The organism is Pseudomonas sp. NPDC087626 (assembly GCF_044743405.1).
Lineage (GTDB): Bacteria > Pseudomonadota > Gammaproteobacteria > Pseudomonadales > Pseudomonadaceae > Aquipseudomonas.
Window position 1 is genome coordinate 38,608 of record NZ_JBIUWJ010000018.1, and the last position, 25,972, is coordinate 64,579.

At 59.7% G+C, this 25,972-nt stretch carries 25 protein-coding genes and 2 pseudogenes; 22 read left to right on the forward strand and 5 right to left on the reverse strand.

From position 1 onward, the window contains the following. Nucleotides 1-52 precede the first annotated feature (52 nt). From ACIOVD_RS16540 to flhB, 20 genes are all read left to right on the forward strand, one after another. The gene (locus tag ACIOVD_RS16540; RefSeq protein ID WP_401129173.1) at nt 53-1,234 is read left to right on the forward strand and encodes a sensor histidine kinase; all 1,182 of its coding nucleotides are present in this window, start codon (nt 53-55) and stop codon (nt 1,232-1,234) included. Nucleotides 1,235-1,239: 5 nt separating this feature from the next. After that, entirely contained in the window at nt 1,240-2,640 is a 1,401-nt protein-coding gene (locus ACIOVD_RS16545) for a sigma-54-dependent transcriptional regulator (protein WP_401129111.1), read from the forward strand. A gap of 133 nt (nt 2,641-2,773) precedes the next feature. Continuing rightward, nucleotides 2,774-3,100, forward strand: a complete 327-nt coding sequence (gene fliE, locus ACIOVD_RS16550; RefSeq protein WP_095169987.1) for a flagellar hook-basal body complex protein FliE — start codon at nt 2,774-2,776, stop codon at nt 3,098-3,100. A gap of 14 nt (nt 3,101-3,114) precedes the next feature. Continuing rightward, nucleotides 3,115-4,902 carry a flagellar basal-body MS-ring/collar protein FliF gene (gene fliF, locus ACIOVD_RS16555; protein WP_401129114.1) on the forward strand — a complete coding sequence of 596 codons (1,788 nt, stop codon included), beginning with the start codon at nt 3,115-3,117 and terminating at the stop codon, nt 4,900-4,902. Continuing rightward, a complete protein-coding gene (gene fliG / locus ACIOVD_RS16560) occupies nt 4,895-5,914 on the forward strand; it encodes a flagellar motor switch protein FliG (protein ID WP_095169985.1) in 1,020 nt (339 codons plus the stop codon). The genes fliF and fliG overlap by 8 nt, the downstream gene beginning before the upstream one ends. A gap of 4 nt (nt 5,915-5,918) precedes the next feature. Continuing rightward, entirely contained in the window at nt 5,919-6,701 is a 783-nt protein-coding gene (gene fliH / locus ACIOVD_RS16565) for a flagellar assembly protein FliH (protein ID WP_401129116.1), read from the forward strand. Further along, the gene (fliI, locus tag ACIOVD_RS16570; protein ID WP_095169983.1) at nt 6,691-8,049 is read left to right on the forward strand and encodes a flagellar protein export ATPase FliI; all 1,359 of its coding nucleotides are present in this window, start codon (nt 6,691-6,693) and stop codon (nt 8,047-8,049) included. The genes fliH and fliI overlap by 11 nt, the downstream gene beginning before the upstream one ends. Nucleotides 8,050-8,055: 6 nt before the next feature. Continuing rightward, nucleotides 8,056-8,508 (forward strand): flagellar export protein FliJ, encoded by a 453-nt coding sequence (fliJ, locus tag ACIOVD_RS16575; RefSeq protein WP_095169982.1) that lies wholly within the window; start codon nt 8,056-8,058, stop codon nt 8,506-8,508. A 654-nt stretch (nt 8,509-9,162) separates the two neighbouring features. Beyond that, nucleotides 9,163-9,471: an STAS domain-containing protein gene (locus ACIOVD_RS16580; protein ID WP_095169981.1), complete on the forward strand. Its 309-nt coding sequence runs from the start codon at nt 9,163-9,165 to the stop codon at nt 9,469-9,471. Between the two features lie 8 nt (nt 9,472-9,479). After that, the gene (locus ACIOVD_RS16585) at nt 9,480-11,183 is read left to right on the forward strand and encodes a SpoIIE family protein phosphatase (protein WP_401129175.1); all 1,704 of its coding nucleotides are present in this window, start codon (nt 9,480-9,482) and stop codon (nt 11,181-11,183) included. 31 nt (nt 11,184-11,214) lie between these two features. Then, on the forward strand, nt 11,215-11,583 hold the full coding sequence (locus ACIOVD_RS16590) for an Hpt domain-containing protein (protein WP_159994392.1): 369 nt from the start codon (nt 11,215-11,217) through the stop codon (nt 11,581-11,583). Nucleotides 11,584-11,663: 80 nt separating this feature from the next. After that, nucleotides 11,664-12,929, forward strand: coding sequence for a flagellar hook-length control protein FliK (locus tag ACIOVD_RS16595; RefSeq protein ID WP_401129119.1), 1,266 nt, complete (start codon nt 11,664-11,666; stop codon nt 12,927-12,929). 243 nt (nt 12,930-13,172) lie between these two features. Continuing rightward, nucleotides 13,173-13,673 carry a flagellar basal body-associated protein FliL gene (gene fliL / locus ACIOVD_RS16600; protein ID WP_095169978.1) on the forward strand — a complete coding sequence of 167 codons (501 nt, stop codon included), beginning with the start codon at nt 13,173-13,175 and terminating at the stop codon, nt 13,671-13,673. Nucleotides 13,674-13,682: 9 nt separating this feature from the next. Continuing rightward, a complete protein-coding gene (gene fliM, locus ACIOVD_RS16605) occupies nt 13,683-14,651 on the forward strand; it encodes a flagellar motor switch protein FliM (RefSeq protein ID WP_095169977.1) in 969 nt (322 codons plus the stop codon). A gap of 54 nt (nt 14,652-14,705) precedes the next feature. After that, entirely contained in the window at nt 14,706-15,164 is a 459-nt protein-coding gene (fliN, locus tag ACIOVD_RS16610; protein WP_095169976.1) for a flagellar motor switch protein FliN, read from the forward strand. 45 nt (nt 15,165-15,209) lie between these two features. Continuing rightward, entirely contained in the window at nt 15,210-15,596 is a 387-nt protein-coding gene (fliO, locus tag ACIOVD_RS16615; protein ID WP_095170025.1) for a flagellar biosynthetic protein FliO, read from the forward strand. After that, nucleotides 15,596-16,345, forward strand: a complete 750-nt coding sequence (gene fliP, locus ACIOVD_RS16620; protein ID WP_159994396.1) for a flagellar type III secretion system pore protein FliP — start codon at nt 15,596-15,598, stop codon at nt 16,343-16,345. Before fliO ends, fliP begins: the two co-directional genes overlap by 1 nt. A gap of 24 nt (nt 16,346-16,369) precedes the next feature. Continuing rightward, on the forward strand, nt 16,370-16,639 hold the full coding sequence (gene fliQ, locus ACIOVD_RS16625; protein ID WP_027621022.1) for a flagellar biosynthesis protein FliQ: 270 nt from the start codon (nt 16,370-16,372) through the stop codon (nt 16,637-16,639). A gap of 3 nt (nt 16,640-16,642) precedes the next feature. Further along, nucleotides 16,643-17,425 carry a flagellar biosynthetic protein FliR gene (gene fliR / locus ACIOVD_RS16630; protein WP_095169974.1) on the forward strand — a complete coding sequence of 261 codons (783 nt, stop codon included), beginning with the start codon at nt 16,643-16,645 and terminating at the stop codon, nt 17,423-17,425. Between the two features lie 3 nt (nt 17,426-17,428). Next, the gene (flhB, locus tag ACIOVD_RS16635) at nt 17,429-18,568 is read left to right on the forward strand and encodes a flagellar biosynthesis protein FlhB (RefSeq protein WP_401129123.1); all 1,140 of its coding nucleotides are present in this window, start codon (nt 17,429-17,431) and stop codon (nt 18,566-18,568) included. A gap of 139 nt (nt 18,569-18,707) precedes the next feature. Here the strand turns inward: flhB and ACIOVD_RS16640 are convergent, their stop codons facing one another. From ACIOVD_RS16640 to ACIOVD_RS16650, 3 genes are all read right to left on the reverse strand, one after another. Further along, entirely contained in the window at nt 18,708-19,760 is a 1,053-nt protein-coding gene (locus tag ACIOVD_RS16640) for an RHS repeat-associated core domain-containing protein (RefSeq protein WP_401129125.1), read from the reverse strand. A gap of 213 nt (nt 19,761-19,973) precedes the next feature. Beyond that, nucleotides 19,974-20,552: a cytochrome b gene (locus ACIOVD_RS16645; RefSeq protein WP_401129127.1), complete on the reverse strand. Its 579-nt coding sequence runs from the start codon at nt 20,550-20,552 to the stop codon at nt 19,974-19,976. Between the two features lie 264 nt (nt 20,553-20,816). Next, nucleotides 20,817-21,899, reverse strand: coding sequence for an RHS repeat-associated core domain-containing protein (locus ACIOVD_RS16650; protein WP_401129129.1), 1,083 nt, complete (start codon nt 21,897-21,899; stop codon nt 20,817-20,819). A 360-nt stretch (nt 21,900-22,259) separates the two neighbouring features. On the opposite strand from ACIOVD_RS16650, the pseudogene ACIOVD_RS16655 reads away from it, so the two are divergent. Next, a pseudogene (locus tag ACIOVD_RS16655) lies at nt 22,260-22,466 on the forward strand (FHIPEP family type III secretion protein); the annotation flags it as partial. Between the two features lie 324 nt (nt 22,467-22,790). On the opposite strand, the gene ACIOVD_RS16660 reads toward ACIOVD_RS16655, so the two are convergent. Further along, complete coding sequence (locus ACIOVD_RS16660; RefSeq protein WP_401129131.1) at nt 22,791-23,882, reverse strand: RHS repeat-associated core domain-containing protein; 1,092 nt, start codon at nt 23,880-23,882, stop codon at nt 22,791-22,793. A gap of 360 nt (nt 23,883-24,242) precedes the next feature. On the opposite strand from ACIOVD_RS16660, the pseudogene ACIOVD_RS16665 reads away from it, so the two are divergent. Next, nucleotides 24,243-24,674: pseudogene (locus tag ACIOVD_RS16665) on the forward strand (FHIPEP family type III secretion protein); the annotation flags it as partial. A gap of 29 nt (nt 24,675-24,703) precedes the next feature. Here the strand turns inward: ACIOVD_RS16665 and ACIOVD_RS16670 are convergent. Next, nucleotides 24,704-25,786: an RHS repeat-associated core domain-containing protein gene (locus ACIOVD_RS16670; protein ID WP_401129133.1), complete on the reverse strand. Its 1,083-nt coding sequence runs from the start codon at nt 25,784-25,786 to the stop codon at nt 24,704-24,706. Nucleotides 25,787-25,972: the final 186 nt, after the last annotated feature.

A 25,972-nucleotide genomic window follows, 5' to 3' on the forward strand; every position in this document is an offset into this window, starting at 1 on the left:
GTTTAACTGACGGTCAGCCAAGCGAGAGTGCACGATGCCCCACGCCGCCCAGATGTCTCCAGCCCCCGATGCGCCCGGCGTAGAGCCGGCAAACCGGCCTGGTCTTGAGCAGGCGTTCGCCCTGTTCAATCAGATGTCGAGCCAACTTACTGACTCCTACAGCCGTCTCGAAGCCCGGGTCTGTGAACTCAAGGGTGAGCTGGAAGTGGTCAGTGCCCAGCGCCTGCAAGAGCTGGCGGAAAAAGAACGCTTGGCCAATCGCCTGCAGAACCTGCTCGACCTGTTGCCCGGCGGTGTCATCGTCATCGACGCCCAGGGCATCGTCAGCGAAGCCAACCCGGCGGCGTGCGAGCTGCTGGGGCTGCCGCTGCAAGGTGAGCTGTGGCGCCAGGTCATCGGTCGCTGCTTTGCTCCCCGTGAAGACGACGGTCATGAAATTTCCCTGAAGGATGGTCGGCGCCTGTCGATTGCCACCCGTTCGCTGGATGCCGAGCCGGGGCAACTGGTGCTGCTCAACGACCTCACCGAAACCCGCCACCTGCAGGATCAACTGGCGCGCCACGAGCGCCTGTCGTCCCTGGGGCGGATGGTCGCGTCCCTGGCCCATCAGATCCGCACGCCCTTGTCCGCGGCCTTGCTCTACGCCAGTCACCTGACTGAGCAGGCGTTGCCGGTGGCGACCCAGCAGCGATTTGCCGGACGCCTGAAGGAGCGCCTGCACGAACTTGAGCATCAGGTACGCGACATGCTGGTGTTCGCCCGTGGTGAGTTGCCGCTGACCGATCGGGTCAGCCCCAGGCTGCTGCTGCAATCGCTGCAAGCGGCGGCGCAGACCCATGTCCAGGACGTGCCGATCCGTTGGCAGTGCGATGCCCATGCCGGTGAGTTGCTGTGCAACCGCGACACCCTGGTGGGGGCGCTGCTGAACCTGATTGAAAACGCGATCCAGGCCAGTGCCGGCGCGGTGCGCCTGAAAGTGCACCTGTATGCCCGGCAGAACACCTTGCGCCTGTGCGTCAGTGACAGCGGTGCCGGGATCGAGGCCGCGGTGCTGGAGCGCCTGGGCGAACCTTTTTTCACCACCAAGACCAACGGCACTGGCCTGGGCCTGACCGTGGTCAAGGCGGTGGCACGGGCCCATCAGGGACACTTGCAACTGCGCTCGCGCCCGGGCCGTGGCACCTGCGCGGTGCTTGAGCTGCCGTTGTTTGGCAGCGCGCAGGAAACGGAGTGAGGTCAATGTTAATCAAGGTACTGCTGGTTGAAGACGATCGTGCGTTGCGCGAAGCGTTGGCCGATACGCTGCTGCTGGCCGGTCACGACTACCGTGCCGTCGGTAGCGCCGAAGAGGCGCTGGAGGCGGCGGCGCGCGAGCCGTTCAACCTGGTGGTCAGCGACGTCAACATGCCCGGCATGGACGGTCATCAGTTGTTGAGTCTGTTGCGGGTGCGCCATCCCCAGTTGCCGGTGTTGCTGATGACGGCCCATGGGGCGGTGGAGCGCGCGGTGGATGCGATGCGCCAGGGGGCGGCGGACTATCTGGTCAAGCCGTTCGAACCCAAGGCGCTGCTGGATCTGGTGGCACGCCATGCCCAGGGGTGCCTGGGCGGTGGCGAAGGTGAAGGACCGGTGGCGTTCGAACCGGCCAGTGCCCAGTTGCTGGAACTGGCGGCACGGGTGGCGCGCAGTGATTCGACGGTATTGATTTCCGGTGAGTCGGGCACCGGTAAGGAGGTGCTGGCGCGCTACATCCATCAGCACTCGCGGCGTGCCAGCCAGCCGTTCATTGCGATCAACTGCGCGGCGATCCCGGACAACATGCTCGAGGCCACGCTGTTCGGTCATGAGAAGGGCGCCTTCACTGGAGCGATCGCCGCCCAGGCGGGCAAGTTCGAGCAAGCGGATGGCGGCACCATCCTGCTCGACGAGATTTCCGAAATGCCCCTGGGACTGCAGGCCAAGCTGCTGCGGGTGCTGCAGGAGCGTGAAGTCGAGCGGGTCGGCGCACGCAAGCCGATCGTGCTGGATATCCGGGTGGTAGCCACCACCAACCGCGACCTGGCCGCAGAAGTGGCAGCGGGGCGGTTTCGCGAAGACTTGTACTATCGGCTGTCGGTATTCCCCCTGGCCTGGCGTCCGCTGCGCGAACGCACTGCCGATATTCTGCCGCTGGCCGAGCGCCTGCTGGCCAAGCACGTCAATAAAATGCACCACGCGGCTGCGCGGTTATCGCCTCAGGCCCAGGCCTGTCTGGTGGGGTATCCGTGGCCGGGCAACGTGCGCGAGCTGGACAACGCGATCCAGCGTGCGCTGATCCTGCAGCAAGGTGGGGTCATCGAGCCGCAGGACTTCTGCTTGTCGGGACCAGTGGCCTGCGCACCGCTGCCGAGCCTGGCGCCAAAGGCCCCGACGCCACGCGCGGTGGAGGTCGAGACTGCGCCCGGCGAGTCGGCCGGCGCCCTGGGTGACGACCTGCGTCGCCGGGAATTCCAGATGATCATCGACACCCTGCGCGCCGAACGCGGTCGCCGCAAGGAAGCCGCCGAACGCCTGGGCATCAGCCCCCGCACCCTGCGTTACAAACTGGCGCAAATGCGCGATGCCGGGATGGACGTGGAAGGACACCTGTTCGCCACCTGAGCAATGCTTGCTCGGCAATTGTTGCGGGGGGCTTTTATCAGTGGGCCCGGGCGGAGCTGGCACCCTTGTTGCTAACACCAGTCTATCCGCCGAATGAGCGTCAAAAAATTGCGGGTCGTCAGAGAGAGCAGTCATGAGCCAAGGAATTGAATTTAACCGGTTGATGCTGGACATGCGCGCCATGCAAATGGACGCCATGGCCGCACCCAAGGCCGTTGCCGCGCCGCAGGAAGCCGGCAGCAGCTTTGCCGACATGCTGGGCCAGGCCGTGAACAAGGTCAACGACACCCAGCAGGCGTCGACCCAGCTGTCCACCGCGTTCGAAATCGGCAAAAGCGGAGTCGACCTGACCGACGTGATGATCGCCAAGGAAAAAGCCGGCGTCTCTTTCCAGGCACTGACCCAGGTGCGCAACAAGCTGGTTCAGGCTTACCAAGACATCATGCAGATGCCGGTTTAAGGACACATTGAGTCATGGCAGAAGCAGTCGCCAATAACGTTCCGGCCAAGGCCGCCGCTGCAGATGGCAAGCCGCCGCTGTTCGGCCTGTCCTTCCTGGAAAACCTCTCCGAGATGACCATGCTGCGGCAGGTGGGCCTGCTGGTTGGCCTGGCTGCGAGTGTGGCGATTGGTTTTGCCGTGGTTCTCTGGTCGCAGCAACCGGACTACCGGCCGTTGTACGGCAGCCTGGCCGGGATGGATGCCAAGCAGGTGATGGAAACCCTGGCCACCGCCGACATTCCCTACACCGTCGAGCCCAATTCCGGCGCCTTGTTGGTCAAGGCCGATGACCTGTCGCGTGCGCGGCTCAAGCTGGCCGCCGCCGGGGTGACCCCGACCGACGGCAACATCGGTTTTGAAATTCTCGACAAGGACCAGGGCCTGGGCACCAGTCAGTTCATGGAAGCGACTCGTTACCGTCGTGGCCTGGAAGGCGAGCTGGCGCGAACCATTGCCAGCCTGAACAACGTCAAGGGTGCCCGCGTGCACCTGGCGATTCCGAAAAGCTCGGTGTTCGTGCGTGACGAACGCAAGCCTAGCGCCTCGGTGCTGGTGGAACTGTACTCCGGCCGTTCGCTGGAGCCGAGCCAGGTGGTGGCCATCGTCAACCTGGTGGCGACTAGCGTCCCGGAACTGAGCAAGTCGCAGATTACCGTGGTCGACCAGAAGGGCACCCTGTTGTCCGATCAGGCGGAGAACTCCGCACTGACCATGGCCGGCAAGCAGTTCGACTACAGCCGCCGCATGGAAAGCATGCTCACCCAGCGCGTGCACAACATCCTGCAGCCGGTGCTGGGCAATGACCGCTACAAGGCCGAAGTGTCCGCCGACGTCGACTTCAGTGCGGTCGAGTCGACCTCCGAGCAGTTCAACCCCGATCAACCGGCCCTGCGCAGCGAGCAATCGACCTCCGAACAGCGGACCGCCAGCAATGGCCCGCAAGGCGTACCGGGGGCCCTGAGCAACCAGCCGCCGGCACCGGCTTCCGCGCCGCAAGCCACCGGTGGCGCTGCCGCTGCAGGCGGCATGGTGCAGCCCGGCCAGCCTCTGCTGGATGCCAACGGCCAGCAGATCATGGACCCGGCCACCGGCCAGCCGATGCTCGCCCCGTACCCGGCGGACAAGCGCCAGCAATCGACCAAGAACTTCGAACTCGACCGCTCCATCAGCCACACCAAGCAGCAGCAAGGCCGCTTGAACCGGTTGTCGGTGGCGGTGGTGGTCGATGACCAGGTCAAGGTCAATCCCGCCAATGGCGAAACCTCCCGCGCGCCGTGGACCGCCGATGAATTGGCACGCTTCACCCGCCTGGTGCAGGACGCCGTCGGCTTCGACGCCAGTCGTGGCGACAGCGTCAGCGTAATCAACGTGCCGTTCTCGGCCGAACGCGGCGAAGTGATTGCCGAGATCCCGTTCTATTCCCAGCCCTGGTTCTGGGATGTGGTGAAACAAGTGGTCGGCGTGCTGTTCATCCTCGTACTGGTATTCGGCGTGCTGCGTCCGGTACTCAACAACATCACCGGTGGCGGCAAAGGCCGGCAACTGGCGGGGATCGGCAGCGATGCCGAGCTCGGCGGCATGGGTGGGCTGGATGGTGAGCTGGGCAATGACCGGGTCAGCCTCGGCGGCCCGCAAAGCATCCTGCTGCCAAGCCCGAGCGAAGGCTATGACGCCCAGTTGAACGCAATCAAGAGCCTGGTGGCCGAAGATCCGGGCCGTGTGGCTCAGGTCGTGAAAGAGTGGATTAACGCAGATGAGTGATAACCGAGCCTCGATCGCCAAACTCAGCCGGGTCGACAAAGCCGCGATCCTGCTGCTGTCCCTGGGCGAAACCGACGCCGCGCAAGTGCTGCGCCACATGGGGCCCAAAGAGGTCCAGCGCGTCGGCGTGGCCATGGCGCAGATGGGCAACGTGCATCGTGAGCAGGTCGAGCAGGTGATGAGCGAGTTCGTCGACATTGTCGGCGACCAGACCAGCCTGGGCGTGGGCTCCGATGGCTACATCCGCAAAATGCTCACCCAGGCCCTGGGCGAAGACAAGGCCAATGGCCTGATCGACCGGATCCTGCTGGGCGGCAACACCAGCGGCCTGGACAGCCTCAAGTGGATGGAGCCGCGCGCGGTGGCGGATGTGATCCGCTATGAGCACCCGCAGATCCAGGCCATTGTGGTGGCGTACCTGGACCCCGACCAGGCCGGTGAAGTGCTGGGCAACTTCGACCACAAGGTGCGCCTGGACATCATCCTGCGCGTGTCGTCGTTGAACACCGTGCAACCGGCGGCGCTCAAGGAACTCAACCAGATTCTCGAGAAACAGTTCTCCGGCAATTCCAACGCCTCGCGCACCACCCTGGGTGGGATCAAGCGTGCCGCCGACATCATGAACTTCCTCGACAGTTCGATCGAAGGCCAGCTCATGGACTCGATCCGCGAAGTCGACGAAGACCTGTCCGGCCAGATCGAAGACCTGATGTTCGTGTTCAACAACCTGGCCGATGTCGACGACCGCGGGATCCAGGCGTTGCTGCGCGAAGTCTCCTCCGACGTGCTGGTGCTGGCCCTCAAGGGCTCGGACGAAGGGGTCAAGGAGAAGATCTTCAAGAACATGTCCAAGCGCGCTGCCGAACTGCTGCGCGACGACCTCGAGGCCAAGGGCCCGGTGCGCGTCAGCGATGTCGAGACGGCACAAAAGGAAATCCTCACCATTGCCCGCCGTATGGCCGAAGCCGGAGAAATCGTTCTCGGCGGGAAGGGCGGCGAAGAAATGATCTGACCCTATGGCTGCCAAGAGTGATGAGTCGCCCAGCGACCTGATTCGTGCGCGTGATGTCAGCGGGCTCGACATCTGGGCGCTGCCCAGTTTTGACCCGTACGTCCCGGAACCCGAGCCTGAGCCCGAGCCAGAACCGCCGGAAATGGAAGAAGTGCCGCTGGATGAAGTCCAGCCACTGACCCTGGAAGAACTCGAGAGCATTCGCCAGGAAGCCTGGAACGAAGGGTTTGCCACCGGCGAAAAAGAAGGCTTTCACAGCACCACGCTAAAGGTTCGCCAGGAAGCCGAAGTAGCCCTCAATGGCAAGTTGGCCAGCCTGGAACGGCTGATGGTCAACCTGTTCGAGCCCATCGCCGAGCAGGACACACAGATTGAAAAGAGCCTGGTGGCGCTGGTTCAGCACGTGACCCGGCAGGTGATCCAGCGCGAGCTGGCCATCGACTCGAGCCAGCTGGAACACGTCATGCGCGAAGCCATCAAGCTGCTGCCGCTGGGGGTCGAAAACGTGCGCCTGTACGTCAATCCCCAGGATTTTGCCCAGGTCAAAGCCCTGCGCGAACGCCACGAGGAAACCTGGCGCATCGTCGAGGACGAGGCGCTGTTGCCCGGTGGTTGCCGGGTCGAGACCGAACACAGCCGGATCGACGCGACGGTGGAAACCCGCATCGCCCAGGCCACGGCCCAGTTGCTCGACCAGTTGCACGAGCAGGCGCTGCACCCGGCGCCAGCGGATTTGCAGTTGGACCTGTCAGTCGTTGCGCCGCCGGTCAGCCCTGATGCGCCTTGATCGCACTAGCTTTGCCAAGCGTCTGGGCAGCTACGCCGCTGCGGTGGAGTTGCCGGGCCAGCCGGTCCTCGAAGGGCGCCTGTTGCGCATGGTCGGCCTGACGCTCGAGGCCGAAGGCTTGCGCGCAGCCATGGGCAGCCGCTGTCGGGTGATCAACGACGACAGCTACCATCCGGTCGAAGTCGAAGCCGAGGTCATGGGGTTTTCCGGCAACAAAGTATTCCTGATGCCGGTGGGCAGCGTCGCCGGGATCGCTCCGGGCGCGCGGGTCGTGCCGCTGGCGGACAATGGCCGCCTGCCGATGGGCATGAGCATGCTCGGGCGGGTGCTCGACGGTGCCGGTCGGGCGCTGGACGGCAAGGGCGGGATGAAGGCCGAAGACTGGGTGCCGATGGACGGCCCGACCATCAATCCGCTCAATCGCGACCCCATCAGCGTGCCGCTGGACGTCGGCATTCGTTCGATCAACGGCTTGCTCACGGTCGGCCGCGGTCAGCGCCTGGGCCTGTTCGCCGGGACCGGGGTGGGCAAGAGTGTGCTGCTGGGCATGATGACCCGCTTTACCGAAGCCGACATCATCGTGGTCGGGTTGATCGGGGAGCGGGGTCGGGAGGTCAAGGAGTTCATCGAGCACATCCTCGGAGAAGAGGGCCTCAAGCGCTCGGTGGTGGTGGCGTCGCCGGCCGACGATGCGCCGCTGATGCGTATGCGTGCGGCAATGTACTGCACGCGCATCGCCGAATATTTTCGCGACAAGGGCAAGAATGTCCTGTTGCTGATGGACTCGCTGACCCGTTTTGCCCAGGCCCAGCGGGAAATCGCCCTGGCCATCGGCGAGCCGCCAGCGACCAAGGGTTATCCACCCTCGGTATTCGCCAAGTTGCCGAAGCTGGTGGAGCGCGCGGGCAATGCCGAGGCCGGCGGCGGTTCGATCACTGCGTTCTATACCGTACTGTCGGAAGGCGACGACCAGCAGGACCCGATCGCCGATTCGGCGCGGGGTGTGCTCGACGGCCACATCGTGTTGTCCCGGCGCCTGGCCGAGGAGGGGCACTACCCGGCCATCGACATCGAAGCGTCCATCAGCCGGGTCATGCCCTCGGTGGTCTCGCCGGAGCACATGCGCCGCGCCCAATACTTCAAGCAGCTCTGGTCGCGTTATCAACAGAGTCGCGACCTGATCAGCGTCGGCGCCTATGTGGCCGGGGGCGATCGCGAGACCGACACGGCCATTGCCCTGCAGCCGACCATGGTCAGCTACCTGCGCCAGGGCCTCAACGACAACATCAGCCTGGGCGAAAGCCACGCCCACCTGGAAACCATCTTCGCTCCGGCAGCCGGAGGCTAAGCGGCCATGGCCCAGAGCCGAGCAGCGCGCCTGGCGCCGGTGGTCGATATGGCGGAAAAGGCCGAGAAGACCGCCGCCCAGCGCCTGGGCTACTTCCAGGGCCAGGTGCGGCTCGCCGAAAACAAGCTGGCTGACCTCGACGGATTTCGCCTCGAGTACCTGGAGCGCTGGGTCGAGCGCGGCCGCGAAGGGGTGTCTGGGCAATGGCTGCTGGGTTACCAGGGCTTCCTCGCGCAACTGGGCACGGCTATCGACCAGCAGCGGCAAAGCCTGGCCTGGCATCAGAACAACCTCAACCAGGCGCGCGACGGCTGGCAACAGGCCTACGCCCGGGTCGAAGGCTTGCGCAAGCTGGTGCAGCGCTACATTGACGAGGCCCGGCAACTGGAAGACAAGCGTGAGCAGAAGCTGCTCGATGAGTTGTCCCAGCGCCTGCCCCGGGAGAGTCCGTATCGTTGATTGATGCGGGCCGATGGGCGAATGGGAGCTGCCGCAGGCTGTGATCTTTTGATCTTGGCTTTGTGGGCATATCCGTTGCTGCGGTAGCGGCGGCTTATGGTTTCGCCCTTACGGCGACTCCCTTTTGCAGACGCCCAAAAGGAAGCAAAACGCTTTGCCCCTGCGTTCGGCCCCTCGCTTAGGCTCGGGGTCCCTTCGCTACGGTATCCATCAGGGGGCATCGCCTACGGTTTGCTTCGCTGCACCTCCTCTCGATGCATGCGGCTTCGCCGCACGGCGCTACGCGCCTTCCCCCTGATGGACACCTTCGCTCAGCCTGCCGAAGGGGCAGGTGGATCAAGATCAAGAGCAAGAGCACGGCGACCTGACAGTCGGCCTGAGTGGTAAAAGCGGGCGAGGCGGCCTACCGGCCGGCCTGTTTTTTTGATGTTCTTCTCTCCCCTGTGGGAGCGAGCGCCCGCTTGCGGACTGCTCGCGATGAACTTGACGGCACCGCGTGTTCATCGGATTCACGCGTGATCGTTCACGTTCATCGCAAGCTCGCAAGGATTGGCGTTCTGAGCCGGCTGGCATTAGGCCGATGGGCTGCCTTGCTGATGCCCTGTACAGGTGCTAAACCTTGTACACGATTGCCAAAGACAAGGAAGCTCTAGCATGTCAGTCAATACGCAAGTCTCAGCGGATGGGCAAAAGCTGACGATCTCGATCAAGGGTCGCTTCGACTTTGCCAAGCACCAGGCATTTCGCGATTCCTTCGAGCAGATCGACAATCAGCGGCCCAACTCGGTGGTGGTCGATCTCAAGGAGGCCACCTACCTCGACAGTTCGGCGTTGGGCATGCTGCTGTTGCTGCGCGATCATGCCGGCGGCGACGAGTCCGATGTGCGGCTGGTCAACAGCAGTTCCGACGTGCGAAAAATCCTCGCCATCTCCAATTTCGACAAGCTGTTCGACATCAGTTGAGCGACCTGATCCCGTCGTTCGAGCCCCTGACGGTGCTGATCGCCGAAGACAGTGCGGCTGATCGCCTGCTGCTCTCGGGGATCGTCCGGCGCCAGGGCCACGCGGTGCTGCTGGCGGCGAACGGCGCCGAAGCGGTGGAGCTGTACCGTCAGGCATGCCCGCACCTGGTGTTGATGGACGCTCTGATGCCGGTGATGGACGGCTTTGACGCGGCGCGACAGATCAAGCAGTTGGCCGGGGAAACCCTGGTACCGATCATCTTCCTCACGTCCCTGAGCGAGGACGAAGGCCTGGCCCGCTGCCTGGAGGCGGGCGGTGATGACTTTCTGGCCAAGCCGTATAACCAGGTGGTGCTGGCGGCCAAGATCAAGGCCATGGATCGCCTGCGGCGTTTGCAGGCAACGGTGCTGGAGCAGCGCGACCAGATCGTCCGCCACCATCAGTACTTGCTTAACGAGCAGCGTGTGGCCAAGGCGGTGTTCGACAAGGTCGCCCACTCGGGCTGCCTGAGCGCGCCGAACATCCGCTACCGGCAATCGCCCTATGCGCTGTTCAACGGCGATCTGCTGCTGGCGGCGTTCACTCCGGCTGGCGACATGCATGTGCTGCTCGGTGACTTCACCGGTCACGGCTTGCCGGCGGCCGTGGGCGCCATGCCCCTGGCCGAGGTGTTCTACGGGATGACGGCCAAGGGGTTTGGCCTGGCGCAGATCCTGCGAGAGATGAATGCCAAGCTCAAGCGCATCCTGCCGGTGGACATGTTTTGCTGCGCGACCCTGCTGTCCCTGAGTTTCCAGCGCCGTTCGGCCGAGGTCTGGAACGGCGGGATGCCCGACGGCTACCTGCATGACATCGCCAGTGGCGAGCGCCGGCCGCTGAAGTCACGACATTTACCGTTGGGCGTGTTGAGTGCCCAGGCGTTCGACGACCGCACGGAAGTGTTTCCGATGGCCCTGGGCGACCGGGTAATGCTGTTGACGGATGGGGTGATCGATACCTGCGACAGTGCCGAGCAGTTGTTTGGAGTCGAGCGTTTGTTGCAGGTGTTTGCCGATAACCTTGAGCCCGAGCAGTTGTTCGAGGAGATTGAACAAGCGCTGCGCGATTTTGGCGGTCAGGCCCGGGATGACGTGAGCCTGCTGGAAATCAGTCTGGTGGAGCCGGCCCAGCTCACACCGCCAGCCCTGGTCTATTCCGACAGTGGCCAGTCGAGCCCGCTGGACTGGTCGTTGAGCTTCGAATTTCGCGCCGAGTCGCTCAAGCGCTTCGACCCGCTGCCCTATCTGCTGCAGTTGTTGCTGGAGGTGCATGGCCTGCGGGCGCAAAGCGCGGCGCTGCACAGTGTGCTGGCCGAGTTGTACTCCAATGCCCTGGAGCATGGCGTGCTGGGCCTGGATTCGAGCCTCAAGCGCGATGTCCGCGGATTTGCGCGCTACTATCAGTTGCGCAACGCCCGCCTGGAGCAATTGGAGGAGGGCTACCTGCGGGTGCACGTGCAGGTTGCGCCGCAAGGCTTGGGCGGTTGCCTGGTGATTGAAGTGGAAGACAGTGGGCATGGCTTTGATGTGCAGCGTGTGATGGATCGGCCGCTGGACATCGGGCGTTTATCGGGTCGCGGTGTCAGCCTGATCCGTCAATTGAGCCGTAATGCCAGTTGGTCCGACGATGGCCGACGGGCGCGCGTGGAGTTTTCCTGGGAGGCTCTGGCATAATCCCGTGCATTCTTGATCAAGGAGCGAACAAGTGACCGATACACATCTGGATCGCGACGTACTGAGTGCGTTGCAGGAAGTCATGGAAGGGGATTACCCGGTGTTGCTGGACACCTTCCTGGCGGATTCCGAAGAGCGTCTGCAAATCCTGCGCGAGGCGCACGATGCGGCGCAGCTGATCAGCGCGGCCCATAGTTTCAAGGGCAGCAGCAGCAACATGGGTGCGTTTCGCCTGGCCAGGCTGTGCCACGAGCTGGAACAGCGCGCCAAGGAAAAAGCCCCCAAGGGCCTGGCCAAGCTGGTGGGTGAAATCGATGGCGAATTTGCCTTGGTGCGCCCCCTGTACGAAGCCGAACGGCAGCGTTCGCTGGCGTCTGAATCTTCCAATCGCAGCTGTTAGCATTCTCTCGGGCAATCTGGCTCGACCCTTGCAGTCTCTTGCTCAACTGTATCGACGATTCCAGTGCAGCGGAGACCGCTATGCCCCTTTCCCCCAACATCCTGCTTCAGGCTGGCGCGCAGGCCAAGACTCAGTCCGCGTCGGCAAATGCCCCGGCGGCGCCTGTGGACAAGGCGTCCGGCTTCGCTCGGGTGTTTGCTGGCCAGGGTGCAGGCAAGTCCTTGGCAGCGGCCGATATGGGGGCCAAGCCGTTGCGTGACAAAACCCCGGACCACCCGGTCCGTGCGGACAAACCTGCCGCCCAGGCTCCAGCGGTTGCCGCTAGCGGCAAAACCTTGCCCGCCGAAAAAGTGGCGCCTGAAGAGGTAACCGACACCGAGCCTGGCGCAGTGGCTGAAGACGCCACGGTAGATCCGGCGCAGGCTCAGGCAGCGACCCAGCCGGCGCCGGTTACCGTGGTCGAGACGCCCGCTAGCGTGGATCCGGCCATTGAGGCGGCGCTGCTGGCCACCACGCAGGCGATCAGCGATCCGGCGTTCGATCCTGAGGCCGATCCACTGGATGGCTTGCCGGCGGTGCGCCTGGCGATGGAGCAAAGTGGCCATCTGTCCGCCTCCAGTCAGGCTCAAGCCAAGACCCCGCCAGCGGCCGCCCAGGTCGACGGTGAACCGAACACGACGCAGACCTTCGCCGCGGGCATGGCCAGCATGCTCGGCCTGCAAGCGGAGCAGGACGGTGCCGGTGAGGGCGGCGAGAAGGCCTTCAGTGGCTTGATCGACGAAGGCCTCAAGGACCTCAAGGCTGCCGGCAGCGACACCCGCGTTGAAGGTTTTGCCGACCGCCTGGCCGCGCTGACCCAGGCTGCCACGGCAAAAACCGCCAATGCACTGCCGGTCAATCAGCCGATCGCCATGCACCAGAGTGGCTGGACCGAAGAGGTGGTCAACCGGGTCATGTACCTGTCGAGCGCCAACCTCAAGGCGGCGGACATTCAGTTGCAGCCGGCTGAGCTGGGGCGCCTGGATATCCGCGTCAACATGATTCCCGACCAGCAGACCCAGGTCACCTTCATGAGCGCCCACGTTGGTGTGCGCGAAGCGCTGGACGGGCAGATGCACCGCCTGCGCGAGATGTTCGCGCAGCAGGGTATGGGTCAGGTCGACGTCAATGTCTCCGACCAGTCCCGTGGCTCCCAGGAGCAGGCGCAGCAGGGGCAGGGCGCCCGCACCTCGGCCACTGGCAGCCGCCTGGAGCCGATGGCGGATGAATCGCCGGCCGGGATCGCCGAAGTTGCCGCCAGCGCTACCCGCGTGATTGGTTCGAGCGTGGTCGACTATTACGCCTGATTGAACGCGATGGCGGTCTGCGCCACCTCAAGATCACGAACTGCAGGCGAGCTAACGCTTTGCCTGTTTTTTCCTGGTGTATGAATTTCCCCTGTGGGAGCGCTGTCATCGCGAGCAAGCCGCAAGCGGGCGCTCGCTCCCACGGGATCTATGCAAACCGGGGTGCCCCGACACTTCTGGCATAACACTTGCTCTTGCCTTGCCGTGCGACTGTGAAAACCCGAATAGTGACGGATTATTGGCATGGCGAAGAGCGACGCAGCAGTAAAAGATCCCGCCGGCAAAGGCAAACTCAAGCTGATCCTGGTGATTGCCGCGGCCTTGTTGCTGGCGATCGGCTTGTCCGTGGGGGCGACCTGGTACTTCATGCACAGTGCCCAGAGCAAGCCTGAGCCTGCGGCCGATGCGGCTGGCAATGCCAAACCTGCGGCCATCTACGAAGCCATGGCCCCGGCCTTTATCGCCAATTACAACCAGAACGGCCGCCAGCGCTACATGCAGGTGAGCATTACCCTGCAGGCCCGCAACCAGGCCGATCTGGACGCTTTGAAAGTGCACATGCCGGTGATCCGCAACAACTTGGTGATGCTGTTCTCCGGGCAGACTTTCGACAACCTGGCCACCCCGGTCGGCCAGGAAATGCTGCGCCAGAAAGCCACTGCCAGCGTGCAGGAAGTAGCGCAGAAAGAAGTCGGCAAAGTTGTAGTCGAGCAGTTGCTCTTTACTAATTTCGTACTGCAGTAGGAACACGACATGGCCGTGCAGGACCTGCTGTCCCAGGATGAGATCGATGCGCTGCTGCATGGCGTCGACGATGGTCTGGTACAGACCGACACCGCTGCCGAACCGGGCAGCGTCAAAAGCTATGACCTGACCAGTCAGGACCGGATTGTCCGGGGGCGCATGCCGACCCTGGAAATGATCAACGAGCGTTTCGCCCGCTACACCCGCATCAGCATGTTCAACATGCTTAGGCGTTCGGCCGATGTGGCCGTGGGCGGGGTGCAGGTGATGAAGTTCGGCGAGTACGTGCATTCGCTGTACGTGCCTACCAGCCTCAATCTGGTCAAGATCAAACCCCTGCGCGGCACCGCCCTGTTCATTCTCGACGCCAAGCTGGTGTTCAAGCTGGTGGATAACTTCTTCGGCGGCGACGGACGTCACGCCAAGATCGAAGGGCGTGAATTCACCCCTACCGAATTGCGCGTGGTGCGCATGGTGCTGGAGCAGGCCTTCACTGACTTGAAGGAAGCCTGGCAGGCGATCATGGAAGTCAATTTCGAGTACATCAACTCGGAAGTGAACCCGGCCATGGCCAACATCGTTGGCCCCAGTGAGGCGGTGGTGGTGTCCACTTTCCACATCGAACTCGACGGTGGCGGCGGCGACCTGCACGTGACCATGCCGTACTCGATGATCGAGCCGGTGCGGGAAATGCTCGATGCCGGTTTCCAGTCCGACCTCGACGACCAGGACGAGCGTTGGGTCAACGCCCTGCGCCAGGACGTGATGGACGTCGATGTGCCCTTGAGTGCCACAGTCGCCCGCCGCCAACTTCGCCTGCGCGACATCCTGCACATGCAGCCGGGCGACGTGATCCCGGTGGACATGCCTGAAGACATGATCATGCGCGCCAACGGCGTGCCGGCTTTCAAGGTCAAGATGGGGTCCCACAAGGGCAACCTGGCGTTGCAAGTGATCGAACCCATCGAGCGCCGCTGAGCGGCGTTGCTCTCCCCCCGTTTTTAAATGCTTGCTGCCCGCCGAGGACAAATGATGGTTAACGATATGAATGCCCAGGACGACCAGGCCCTGGCTGATGAATGGGCTGCCGCGCTGGAAGAATCCGGTGATGTCGGACAGGACGATATCGATGCCCTGCTGGCGGCCGATGCGGCCAGCTCGCCGTCCAACCGTCTGCCGATGGAAGAGTTCGGCAGCGTGCCGAAAAACAACGGCCCGGTGACACTGGACGGTCCGAACCTGGACGTGATCCTCGACATCCCGGTATCGATCTCGATGGAAGTCGGCAGTACCGACATCAACATCCGCAACCTGTTGCAGCTCAATCAGGGGTCGGTGATCGAGCTCGATCGCCTGGCGGGTGAGCCCCTCGACGTGCTGGTCAACGGCACGCTGATCGCCCATGGCGAAGTGGTTGTGGTCAACGAGAAGTTCGGCATCCGCCTGACGGACGTGATCAGCCCAAGCGAACGCATCAAGAAGCTGCGCTAAGTGAACAGGTTCCTCGGTGGGTTGCTGGCCTTGCCTGGCAGCGTGATGGCAGCCGAGCCGGTGGCAGCAGTCGCTGCGCCGGCGGTCGGTAGCGGGGTGGCCGGGCAGTTGACGCAACTGGTGCTGGGCCTGCTGCTGGTGCTGGGCCTGATCTTTTTCCTCGCCTGGCTGTTGCGCCGGGTGCAGCAGGCAGGGCCTGCGGGCAAAGGCCAGGTGATCGAGTTGATCGGCTCGCGTGCCCTCGGCCCGCGGGACCGGCTGGTCCTGGTGCAGGTCGGCAACGAGCAGATTCTGCTGGGCCTGACGCCGGGCACCATCAGCGCGCTGCATGTCCTCAAAGAGCCGGTGCAGGTGCCCGGCACCGAGCAGGCTACCCCCGAGTTTGCCCAGCGCCTGATGGAGTTGCTGGGTAAAGACAAGGATAAGAAGTAATGCCGTTGCGTTTCCTCCTGACGCTGCTCCTGCTGCTGGCGGCGCCCCTGGCGCTGGCCGCCGACCCGCTGTCGATCCCGGCGATCACCTTGGGCACCAATGCCGATGGCGCCCAGGAATATTCGGTCAGCCTGCAGATCCTGCTGATCATGACCGCGCTGAGTTTCATCCCGGCGTTCGTCATGCTGATGACCAGCTTCACCCGGATCATCATTGTCTTCTCGATTCTGCGCCAGGCCCTGGGCCTGCAGCAGACGCCGTCGAACCAGATCCTCACCGGCATGGCGCTGTTCCTGACCCTGTTCATCATGGCGCCGGTGTTCGACCGGGTGAACCAGGACGCCTTGCAGCCGTATCTCGCGGAAAAAATGACCGCCCAGGATGCGGTGGCCAAGGCCCAGGTGCCGATCAAGGACTTCATGCTGGCCCAGACTCGCAGCAGTGATCTGGAGCTGTTCATGCGCCTGTCCAAGCGCACTGACATCGCGTCGCCGGATCAGGCCCCTTTGACCATCCTGGTGCCGGCCTTCGTCACCTCGGAGCTCAAGACTGCGTTCCAGATTGGTTTCATGATCTTCATCCCGTTCCTGATCATCGACCTGGTGGTGGCGAGTGTGCTGATGGCGATGGGCATGATGATGCTCTCGCCGCTGATCATTTCGCTGCCGTTCAAGATCATGCTGTTTGTGCTGGTGGACGGCTGGGCGCTGATCATCGGCACCCTGGCCGGCAGTTTCGGCGGTGTTTAGCCTGGTGCGAGCGAGTGGCCCGATATGACGCCTGAAGTAGCGGTAGACCTGTTCCGTGAAGCGCTCTGGCTGACCACCGTGATGGTCGCGGTGCTGGTGGTGCCGAGCCTGTTGGTCGGCCTGTTGGTGGCGATGTTCCAGGCGGCGACCCAGATCAACGAACAGACCCTCAGCTTCCTGCCGCGCCTTTTGGTGATGCTGGTCACGCTGATCGTTGCCGGCCCGTGGCTGGTGCAGACCTTCATGGAATACATCCTGCGCCTGTACGGCAGTATTCCGCAGTTGATCGGCTAGGCCATGTCGCTGCTGGCGCTGACCGACGCGCAGATCAGTACCTGGGTGGCCAGCTTCATGCTGCCGCTGTTCCGGGTGACGGCACTGCTGATGACCATGCCGATCATCGGCACCACCCTGGTGTCCAAGCGCATTCGCCTGTACTTCGCCCTGGCGATCACCGTGGTGATCACCCCCAGCCTGCCGCCGATGCCCACGGTCAACGCGCTGGACTTGAGCGGCCTGCTGCTGATTGCCGAGCAGATCCTGATTGGCGGGTTGTTGGGTTTCTCCCTGCAGCTGTTTTTCCAGGCCTTTGTGATTGCCGGGCAGATTGTCTCGATCCAGATGGGCATGGGTTTCGCCTCCATGGTCGACCCCACCAATGGTGTGTCGGCGGCGGTGATCGGGCAGTTCCTGACCATGCTGGTAACCCTGTTGTTTCTCGGGATGAACGGCCACCTGGTGGTGTTCGAAGTGCTCACCGAGAGCTTCACCACCTTGCCGGTGGGCAGCGCCATGTTGGTCAATCACTTCTGGGATATCGCCAACAAGCTCGGCTGGGTGCTGGGTGCGGCCATGCTGCTGGTGCTGCCGGCGATCACCGCACTGCTGGTGGTCAACATTGCCTTCGGCATCATGACCCGCGCGGCGCCGCAACTGAACATTTTCTCCATCGGCTTTCCGCTGACCCTGGTGCTGGGCCTGGTGATCTTCTGGATCAGCCTGGGTGACATTCTCAATCAGTATCAACCGTTGGCCACCGAGGCTTTGCAGTTGCTGCGCGATATGGCTCAGGCGCGCTAAGCCATGGCCGAAAGCGAGAGTGGCCAGGACAAGACCGAAGAGCCCACGGACAAAAAGAAAAAGGACGCCCGCGAGAAGGGTGAAATCGCCCGCTCCAAGGAGCTCAACACCCTGGCGGTGATGCTCGCCGGGGCCGGCGGCTTGCTGGTCTATGGCGGTGGCCTGGCCCTGGATCTGCTGGACATCATGCGGCTGAATTTCAGCTTGCCCCGCGAGGTACTGCTCAGCCCCGGTGCCATGGGCCAGTACCTGTTGCACTCGGGCAAGATTGCGATCATCGCCGTGCAACCGGTGTTGATCACCTTGCTCCTGGCCGCGCTGATCGGCCCGATTTCCCTGGGTGGTTGGTTGTTTGCCGGCAGTAGCCTGGCACCCAAATTCAGCCGGATGAACCCGGCCAACGGCCTCAAGCGCATGTTCTCCTCGACCGCGGTGATCGAGCTGCTCAAGGCGCTGGCCAAGTTCCTGTTGATCCTGTTCGTCGCGTTGACGGTGTTGAAGTCAGACATCGACGACCTGCTGCGCATCGCCCATGAACCACTGGAGCAGGCGATTATCCACAGCGTGCAACTGGTGGGCTGGAGCACACTCTGGATGGCTTGCGGGCTAATCCTGATTGCCGCCGTCGACGTGCCGGTGCAGTTGTACCAGAGCCACAAGAAGTTGCTGATGACCAAGCAGGAAATCCGCGACGAGCACAAGGACCAGGAAGGCCGCCCCGAGGTCAAGCAGCGCATCCGCCAGTTGCAGCACGACATGTCCCAGCGGCGGATGATGGCGGCCATTCCCGACGCCGACGTGGTCATCACCAACCCGACCCACTATGCGGTGGCGCTCAAGTACGATCCGGACAAAGGCGGCGCGCCAATGCTCGTCGCCAAGGGCAGCGACTTCCTGGCCCTGAAAATCCGCGAAATCGCCGTGAGCAACAATGTGTTGCTGCTGGAGTCACCGGCGTTGGCGCGTTCGATCTACTACTCCACCGAGATGGATCAGGAAATTCCGGGCGGGCTGTACCTGGCAGTGGCCCAGGTGCTGGCGTACGTCTACCAGATCCGCCAGTACCGCGCGGGCAAGGGCAAGCGGCCGGAGCCGTTCAAGGATGAGGTGCCGATTCCGGAGGATTTGCGGCGCGATTCTTGAGTGCTATATGTAGCGGAAGTTTAGTAGGGGCGAGTGATTTGCCCCCCCCCTCACTATGTAAATGGGTGTCCCCTTTCATCTCTTCTTTTTTCCTTTAAATGGTGGGGGTCAAATGTTTTCGGCGGATTTCGTGTAGAGCCTAGAAACCTTCTGAGCGAATTATTTCCGCATAATGCGATATATTAAATTCTATTCCTGGGTTTATTACTGCATGTATTGTTCTTAAATCACGTTCCAATATTAAAAATGAAGGATATTTTTCCCCGTTTTTTATCGGATACAGAGTCTGAAGTTGTTGTGATTGTCGTTGTGAAATTATACCATTTCGCTGTGAGGGGGGCTTTGGTGAAGACGTACCGCGTGCCTGCAATACTTTCTTCTGCGTGGCTCTGCCGTATTTTTGTCTTACGGGTTGTTCTGGTTTCAGCTTGAACATATCCAGTTCTCTTCGCGGGATCTTGTGCTGCATTGAGTGTTCGCCCAGGGAGCTGCTGCTAGTATTATTGCTGGCGCTACTGTATCTGCGAGCAGCGTTTGACGATACCGGAGTGCTAGCGAGGTTGGCGGAACTCGGTGCATTAGAGGGAGCGGGTGTTCTAAGTTTACTTGGTGTTCTACCAAAAAAATTTTTAATGCCCTTCCACAAGCTATTAAGTTTCCAGTGGCCTGTAGCATCGCTCCCAAGTACTGGCTCTCCATCGCAGTAGGCATATGGATTCAGCCCACCCCACCCAAATGGGCTCAAATTATCCGGACTATTGAACCGCATCAACACCGGATTAAACGCCCGATACCCATTCCCCAACAAATAATGCCCGGTCAGCGGATCCGGCCGTTCGCCGTTGAAGCCAAGCAGGCTGAGCAGGCCACTTTCCGCGGGACGATGGCCGTAGGGGGAATGGGCGATGGACTGTCGTTGATGGTTGTGCTTGAGGGTGTGCAGCACCGAGCGTTGCAGGTCGGTGGCCAGTAGTGTGGTGTCGAGTGCAGCGTCCTGACGCTGCTGCTGCGCTAACAGCAGGTCGTCGTGCTGGAAGATCGAGTGCTCGATTGCGCCCTGTATCTCGGTAGCCAGGCGGCTTTTGCAATAGAAGCGCTGACCCATTTGCATATGTAGTTGGCTATGGCTGATCAGGCGATCCAGTGGATCGTAGCGATAGCTGCAGAGCAGGGTGTGCTGTGGGCTAGGCATTGGGGCGACTCCATGCTTTTAGCGTCCGTGATGGCTTGAGTATCTGCGCGATTGGTGGGGGCGGGAACTAGCAGAACTGCTAGGGGATGGAAAAAAGGGGGGGGGGCGCATTATTTTTTTGAGCGAAAGTTCGGGGCAATGGCAGACCCCGTAGGTGTGCACCGTTCCATATAGGTGTTGCCATGGCTCCGATCTTTTTCCTGTGACAACCCTCTACTTCGCCCGCCGTTTAATTCTGGGCAGCATTGAGGTCAGGATGTTGTCCTGGTCGATAAAATGATGTTTTAGCGCTGCCAACAAATGCCCGCCAACCAATGCGCCACAGAACCATGATGTCCAGGTATGAATGTACTTGGCCAGGTCATAAAGATCGGGATCGGCATCGACCAATGGCGGCAGAAGGAACAGGCCTGCCACCAGAATGGGTTTGTCCGCAACCGAACTCCAGTACCAGCCTGAAAGGGGTAAGGCAATCAGGGCAATGATGTAGAGCAAAACATGTCCGGTTATTGCTGCGCGCTTCATTCGCGCAGACATGCTTTCGGGGAGGGATGGTGGACGGTTTTTTAACCGCCAGGCAACGCGCGCTACGATGACAAACAGCAGCGTACTTGCCAGTGCCTTGTGCAAGAAGGTCAGTTCATGCTGAGGGTTTAGCTCATCTCGCCAATGCGTGGCCAGTATGCCCAGGCCCCAACTGGTTAGCCACGCCAGCGCCATGCCCCAGTGCAGCCACTTGGCGGTACTGGTGTATTCAATTGTTTCTGTTTTCTGCATTGCCGCTTTCTTCATGTTTTTCAAAGCTCGATGTGCTGAGACGCGTAGTGAATCCGTTTGGCGATTCGTTATCGAGTTGCAAACTGAAGGCGCTTTATTAAGTCAGCATTAGGTGCTCGCCGGGTTGTCCTTGCTGAGGGCAGTGATGCGCTTAAGGCTTGCGCGCAATCGGGATGGCTGTATTCAAGATCTCTTGCATTGGCGAAAGGGACTTGACGGTTGTGATTTTGCTGTAGAGCACGCTGATGGAGAAATAGATCTGTCCCCTTTACTTTGTTTTTAATATCCGTGACGAATGTTTTCTCGGGTTTGTGTCGGATCGATATAGCCGAACGCCCTTAGAATAGGGGCGTTTTGAGGTGTGCGGGGTAGAGCGTTTAATGAGGCAATTGCGTTTCGTACACTTATATATGGAATATTTCCTCTAAGAGCCATATTGTATGTATCTATTTTCATGGCGATTTGCGTTTGTGGGTTGCTATTGATTAGTTTTTTGATGTTTTCATTTATCATTATGTCTATGTCGAATCCGGTGTATTTGTTGAGGAGTTGCGATGGTAGTTCTTTTTTAAGCGCTTCTGGAGTGTTTGTGAAATTTATGTCGGTTAGGGTCATGTTCGGAAGTTTGTGGGGTGTGTTCATTGGGGCTGAGTGTGCATAGGCTAGTATGTTTTTATGATCGAGGCTGTTTGTGTATTCGTAGGTTGTCAAGTAGGTGGAGGTTTTCGTGGTGGCTGAGCTGAATGTTTTTGCATTGATGGTTTTGATTATTGTTGGTGTTTTTTTCGAGGCAAGTATTGTAAGTGCTGTTGCTAAGGCCCCAGTGGGCATGTGACCGGTGGCATCACTACGATTTACCGGATCTCCCTTGCAATACATATACGAGTTAATCCCTCCCTCCCCAAACGGACTCAAGCTATCCGGACTATTAAACCGCATCAACACTGGATTAAATGCCCGATAGCCATTCCCCAATAAATAACACCCCGTCACTGGATCCGGCCGTTCGCCGTTGAAACCCAGCAAGCTGGTCAAGCCGCTATCAGCGTGATGGTGGCCGTAGGATGAATAGGCGATGGGTTGTCGCTGGTTGCCAGCCTTGAGTGTGTACAGCACGGAGCGCTGCTGATCGGTGGACAGCAGAGTGCTTGTGATTTCCTTGTTTTGATTCTGCAATTGCGCAAGCAGCAGACCGTCTTTCTGAAAAATGGTGTTGGCGATCGTCCCTTGTATTTCAGTGGCCAGGCGACTTTTGCAATAAAAGCGTTGGCGGTTGGATGCGTCTGGTTGACGTTGGCTGATCAGACGATCCAGTGGGTCGTACCCATAGCTGCAAAGAATTACAGGTTGTTGAGTCCCCATGGCAGGCGCTCCAGCTAACTCGGATTGAGCGCTTGAGTATCTGCGCAAGCATCGCAGACAGGTACTAGCAGAACTGCTAGGTTCGGCAGCCTGTACGGCTCGGTCAGGTACGAGTCTAAGCACCGCAAATCCTGTGGGAGCGGGCTTGCCCGCGAAAGCGGTGGGTTGGCCAACATCAATGGTTGCTGTGCCGACGTCATCGCGGGCAAGCCCGCTCCCACAGGGATCTCCTCGCGCCACACAGCCAACCGCCGCACCCTCTGTTCCCGGCCTCGGCAAAAGTTGGAAGGCTTCTTGCAGTAGCCGCCCTGCGCCCGCTTCTGGCGTCAAAAGTTTGCTTCAAAGGAACGGGGAATACCGGTGGATCGCTCTCAATTTATCAACAATGCCCGCAGCAACATGGCAGACCTCAGTCGAGGCAATCTGGGCGTGCCGCTGTTGCTGCTGGTCATGTTGGCAATGATGATGTTGCCGATCCCGCCGTTCCTGCTCGACGTGTTCTTTACCTTCAACATTGCCCTGTCGATCGTGGTGCTGCTGGTCTGTGTGTACGCGTTGCGGCCGTTGGGAACAACCGCTGACGATGCTTGGGTATCGTTGATTCAACACGCTGCAGAAGCTCTGGATCACTGAGCAGCTTGAAGAAAGCGTGAGCATTACTGTGGATGGCGTGCTGACGGATGCGTTGCGGTTGATGCCGGACGATTTGACGTCTACGACTCACTCGGGCTGTGTCCTTGCTCTATTGGTGTGTGTTCGCAACTATCACCGTAGACCAAGGCCAGCCTTTTTTCATTTTCTTGCAGCCACATCAGCTAGTTAGCTGCTAAGTAAGTGCCATTCAGATCTGTCCCCTTTTCTGATTTTCTGAAAGTGTCTCCTTTCCTGGTATCAGAGGCGCTCTCTTATTTTCTTCACGTGATTCGGATGAACTCCCATGACGTTGCCTTTTTCAATTTCGTCGTCAAATAGCTTATAAAGTTCATGGAGTTTTCTATCTTGCGCAGCTACTGATAGTTTATGGAGTCTGTGCTGGTGGATGATTTTTTGGAAGGCAGTTAAATTGTTTAATGTATTGTTCAAAGGGTCAATTGCCTCGCTAATGAGCTTTGGTAGATTTATTATTGTAGTGCCAGGAATTTTTGAGTAACTTAGCTCTTGCAGGGTTGCATTATTTTTGTAGTATCTTGCTGGCTGCCCAGTCGCAAAAACTGCTGTGTCATCAATTCCTGAATACACACTTTTTAACAGTCTGTCATTTTCATAGGTGCGCTCCTGCCAGGTGCCGTTGGCGTTGCGTGTGTTTTCAGTTCTTAGGGTGTGAAGTGTTCTGTAGGTTGTGATTTCTTTAGTGGTCTCTGGGCCGCTCTTGAATATGATTTCTGGCGTGCTTTTGGTTCGTGTTAATGGTTTTCTTGCTAAGTTTTGAATTGCCTTTGGAGGTATAGGTGCGTGACCGTTTTGATCTGATAGGTTTATCGGGTCTCCGAAGCAATACGAATAACAGTTCAATCCTCCTTCTCCAAACGGACTCCAGCTATCCGGACTATTAAACCGCATCAGCACCGGATTAAACGCCCGATAACCATTCCCCAGTAAATAATGCCCGGTCACCGGATCCGGCCGTTCGCCGTTGAAACCCAGCAAGCTGGTCAAGCCGCTATCAGCGTGATGGTGGCCGTAGGATGAATAGGCGATGGGTTGTCGCTGGTTGCCAGCCTTGAGTGTGTACAGCACGGAGCGCTGCTGATCGGTGGACAGCAGAGTGCTTGTGTCTTCCTTGTTTTGATTCTGCAATTGCGCAAGCAGCAGACCGTCTTTCTGAAAAATGATGTTGGCGATCGTCCCCTGTATTTCAGTGGCCAGGCGACTTTTGCAATAAAAGCGTTGGCGGTTGGATGCGTCTGGTTGACGTTGGCTGATCAGACGATCCAGTGGGTCGTACCCATAGCTGCAAAGTATTACAAGTTGTTGAGTCCCCATGGCAGACGCTCCAGCTAACTCGGATTGAGCGCTTGAGTATCTGCGCAAACATCGCAGACAGGTACTAGCAGAACTGCTAGGTCCGGCAGCCTGTACGGCTCGGTCAGGTACGAGTCTAAGCACCGCAAACCCTGTGGGAGCGGGCTTGCCCGCGAAAGCGGTGGGTTGGCCAACATCAATGGTTGCTGTGCCGACGTCATCGCGGGCAAGCCCGCTCCCACAGGGATCTCCTCGCGCCACACAGCCAACCGCCGCACTCTCTATTCCCTGCCTCGGCAAAAGCTGGAAGGTTTCTTGCGGTAGCCGCCCTGCGCCCGCTTCTGGTGTCAAAAGTTTGCTTCAAAGGAACGGGGAATACCGGTGGATCGCTCTCAATTTATCAACAATGCCCGCAGCAACATGGCAGACCTCAGTCGAGGCAATCTGGGCGTGCCGCTGTTGCTGCTGGTCATGTTGGCAATGATGATGTTGCCGATCCCGCCGTTCCTGCTCGACGTGTTCTTTACCTTCAACATTGCCCTGTCGATCGTGGTGCTGCTGGTCTGTGTGTACGCGTTGCGGCCGCTGGATTTTGCGGTGTTCCCGACCATTCTGCTGGTGGCGACGCTGCTGCGTCTGGCGCTCAACGTGGCGTCGACGCGGGTGGTGATGCTCCACGGCCAGGACGGGCACGCCGCCGCCGGCAAGGTGATCCAGGCCTTTGGCGAGGTGGTGATCGGCGGTAACTACGTGGTCGGTATCGTGGTGTTTGCGATCCTGATGATCATCAACTTCGTGGTGGTGACCAAGGGAAAAATAGATCTGTCCCCTTTACTTTGTTTTTAATATCCGTGACGAATGTTTTCTCGGGTTTGTGTCGGATCGATATAGCCGAACGCCCTTAGAATAGGGGCGTTTTGAGGCGTGCGGGGTAGAGCGTTTAATGAGGCAATTGCGTTTCGTACACTTATATATGGAATATTTCCTCTAAGAGCCATATTGTATGTATCTATTTTCATGGCGATTTGCGTTTGTGGGTTGCTATTGATTAGTTTTTTGATGTTTTCATTTATCATTATGTCTATGTCGAATCCGGTGTATTTGTTGAGGAGTTGCGATGGTAGTTCTTTTTTAAGCGCTTCTGGAGTGTTTGTGAAATTTATGTCGGTTAGGGTCATGTTCGGAAGTTTGTGGGGTGTGTTCATTGGGGCTGAGTGTGCATAGGCTAGTATGTTTTTATGACCGAGGCTGTTTGTGTGTTTGTAGGTTGTCAAGTAGGTAGAGGTTTCCGTGGTGGCTGAGCTGAATGTTTTTGCATTGATGGTTTTGATTATTGTTGGTGTTTTTTTCGAGGCAAGTATTGTAAGTGCTGTTGCTAAGGCCCCAGTGGGCATGTGACCGGTGGCATCACTACGATTTACCGGATCTCCCTTGCAATACATATACGAGTTAATCCCTCCCTCCCCAAACGGACTCCAGCTGTCCGGACTATTGAACCGCATCAGCACCGGATTAAACGCCCGATAGCCATTCCCCAGTAAATAATGCCCGGTCACCGGATCCGGCCGTTCGCCGTTGAAACCCAGCAAGCTGGTCAAGCCGCTTTCAGCGTGATGGTGGCCGTAGGATGAATAGGCGATGGGTTGTCGCTGGTTGCCAGCCTTGAGTGTGTACAGCACGGAGCGCTGCTGATCGGTGGACAGCAGAGTGCTTGTGATTTCCTTGTTTTGATTCTGCAATTGCGCAAGCAGCAGACCGTCTTTCTGAAAAATGGTGTTGGCGATCGTCCCCTGTATTTCAGTGGCCAGGCGACTTTTGCAATAAAAGCGTTGGCGGTTGGATGCGTCTGGTTGACGTTGGCTGATCAGACGATCCAGTGGGTCGTACCCATAGCTGCAAAGAATTACAGGTTGTTGAGTCCCCATGGCAGGCGCTCCAGCTAACTCGGATTGAGCGCTTGAGTATCTGCGCAAACATCGCAGACAGGTACTAGCAGAACTGCTAGGTCCGGCAGCCTGTACGGCTCGGTCAGGTACGAGTCTAAGCACCGCAAACCCTGTGGGAGCGGGCTTGCCCGCGAAAGCGGTGGGTTGGCCAACATCAATGGTTGC

Bases quoted from the DNA above. Each gene is read 5' to 3' on its own strand.
- ACIOVD_RS16670 (WP_401129133.1), bottom strand. From the start codon at position 25,786: ATGGGGACTCAACAACCTGTAATTCTTTGCAGCTATGGGTACGACCCA.
- fliR (WP_095169974.1), top strand. From the start codon at position 16,643: ATGTCGCTGCTGGCGCTGACCGACGCGCAGATCAGTACCTGGGTGGCC.
- ACIOVD_RS16640 (WP_401129125.1), bottom strand. From the start codon at position 19,760: ATGCCTAGCCCACAGCACACCCTGCTCTGCAGCTATCGCTACGATCCA.
- fliH (WP_401129116.1), top strand. From the start codon at position 5,919: ATGGCTGCCAAGAGTGATGAGTCGCCCAGCGACCTGATTCGTGCGCGT.
- fliG (WP_095169985.1), top strand. From the start codon at position 4,895: ATGAGTGATAACCGAGCCTCGATCGCCAAACTCAGCCGGGTCGACAAA.
- ACIOVD_RS16660 (WP_401129131.1), bottom strand. From the start codon at position 23,882: ATGGGGACTCAACAACTTGTAATACTTTGCAGCTATGGGTACGACCCA.
- flhB (WP_401129123.1), top strand. From the start codon at position 17,429: ATGGCCGAAAGCGAGAGTGGCCAGGACAAGACCGAAGAGCCCACGGAC.
- fliQ (WP_027621022.1), top strand. From the start codon at position 16,370: ATGACGCCTGAAGTAGCGGTAGACCTGTTCCGTGAAGCGCTCTGGCTG.
- fliF (WP_401129114.1), top strand. From the start codon at position 3,115: ATGGCAGAAGCAGTCGCCAATAACGTTCCGGCCAAGGCCGCCGCTGCA.
- ACIOVD_RS16580 (WP_095169981.1), top strand. From the start codon at position 9,163: ATGTCAGTCAATACGCAAGTCTCAGCGGATGGGCAAAAGCTGACGATC.
- fliI (WP_095169983.1), top strand. From the start codon at position 6,691: ATGCGCCTTGATCGCACTAGCTTTGCCAAGCGTCTGGGCAGCTACGCC.
- fliJ (WP_095169982.1), top strand. From the start codon at position 8,056: ATGGCCCAGAGCCGAGCAGCGCGCCTGGCGCCGGTGGTCGATATGGCG.
- ACIOVD_RS16595 (WP_401129119.1), top strand. From the start codon at position 11,664: ATGCCCCTTTCCCCCAACATCCTGCTTCAGGCTGGCGCGCAGGCCAAG.
- fliO (WP_095170025.1), top strand. From the start codon at position 15,210: ATGGCAGCCGAGCCGGTGGCAGCAGTCGCTGCGCCGGCGGTCGGTAGC.
- fliN (WP_095169976.1), top strand. From the start codon at position 14,706: ATGGTTAACGATATGAATGCCCAGGACGACCAGGCCCTGGCTGATGAA.
- fliP (WP_159994396.1), top strand. From the start codon at position 15,596: ATGCCGTTGCGTTTCCTCCTGACGCTGCTCCTGCTGCTGGCGGCGCCC.
- ACIOVD_RS16540 (WP_401129173.1), top strand. From the start codon at position 53: ATGTCTCCAGCCCCCGATGCGCCCGGCGTAGAGCCGGCAAACCGGCCT.
- fliM (WP_095169977.1), top strand. From the start codon at position 13,683: ATGGCCGTGCAGGACCTGCTGTCCCAGGATGAGATCGATGCGCTGCTG.
- fliE (WP_095169987.1), top strand. From the start codon at position 2,774: ATGAGCCAAGGAATTGAATTTAACCGGTTGATGCTGGACATGCGCGCC.
- ACIOVD_RS16650 (WP_401129129.1), bottom strand. From the start codon at position 21,899: ATGGGGACTCAACAACCTGTAATTCTTTGCAGCTATGGGTACGACCCA.
- ACIOVD_RS16545 (WP_401129111.1), top strand. From the start codon at position 1,240: ATGTTAATCAAGGTACTGCTGGTTGAAGACGATCGTGCGTTGCGCGAA.
- fliL (WP_095169978.1), top strand. From the start codon at position 13,173: ATGGCGAAGAGCGACGCAGCAGTAAAAGATCCCGCCGGCAAAGGCAAA.
- ACIOVD_RS16645 (WP_401129127.1), bottom strand. From the start codon at position 20,552: ATGAAGAAAGCGGCAATGCAGAAAACAGAAACAATTGAATACACCAGT.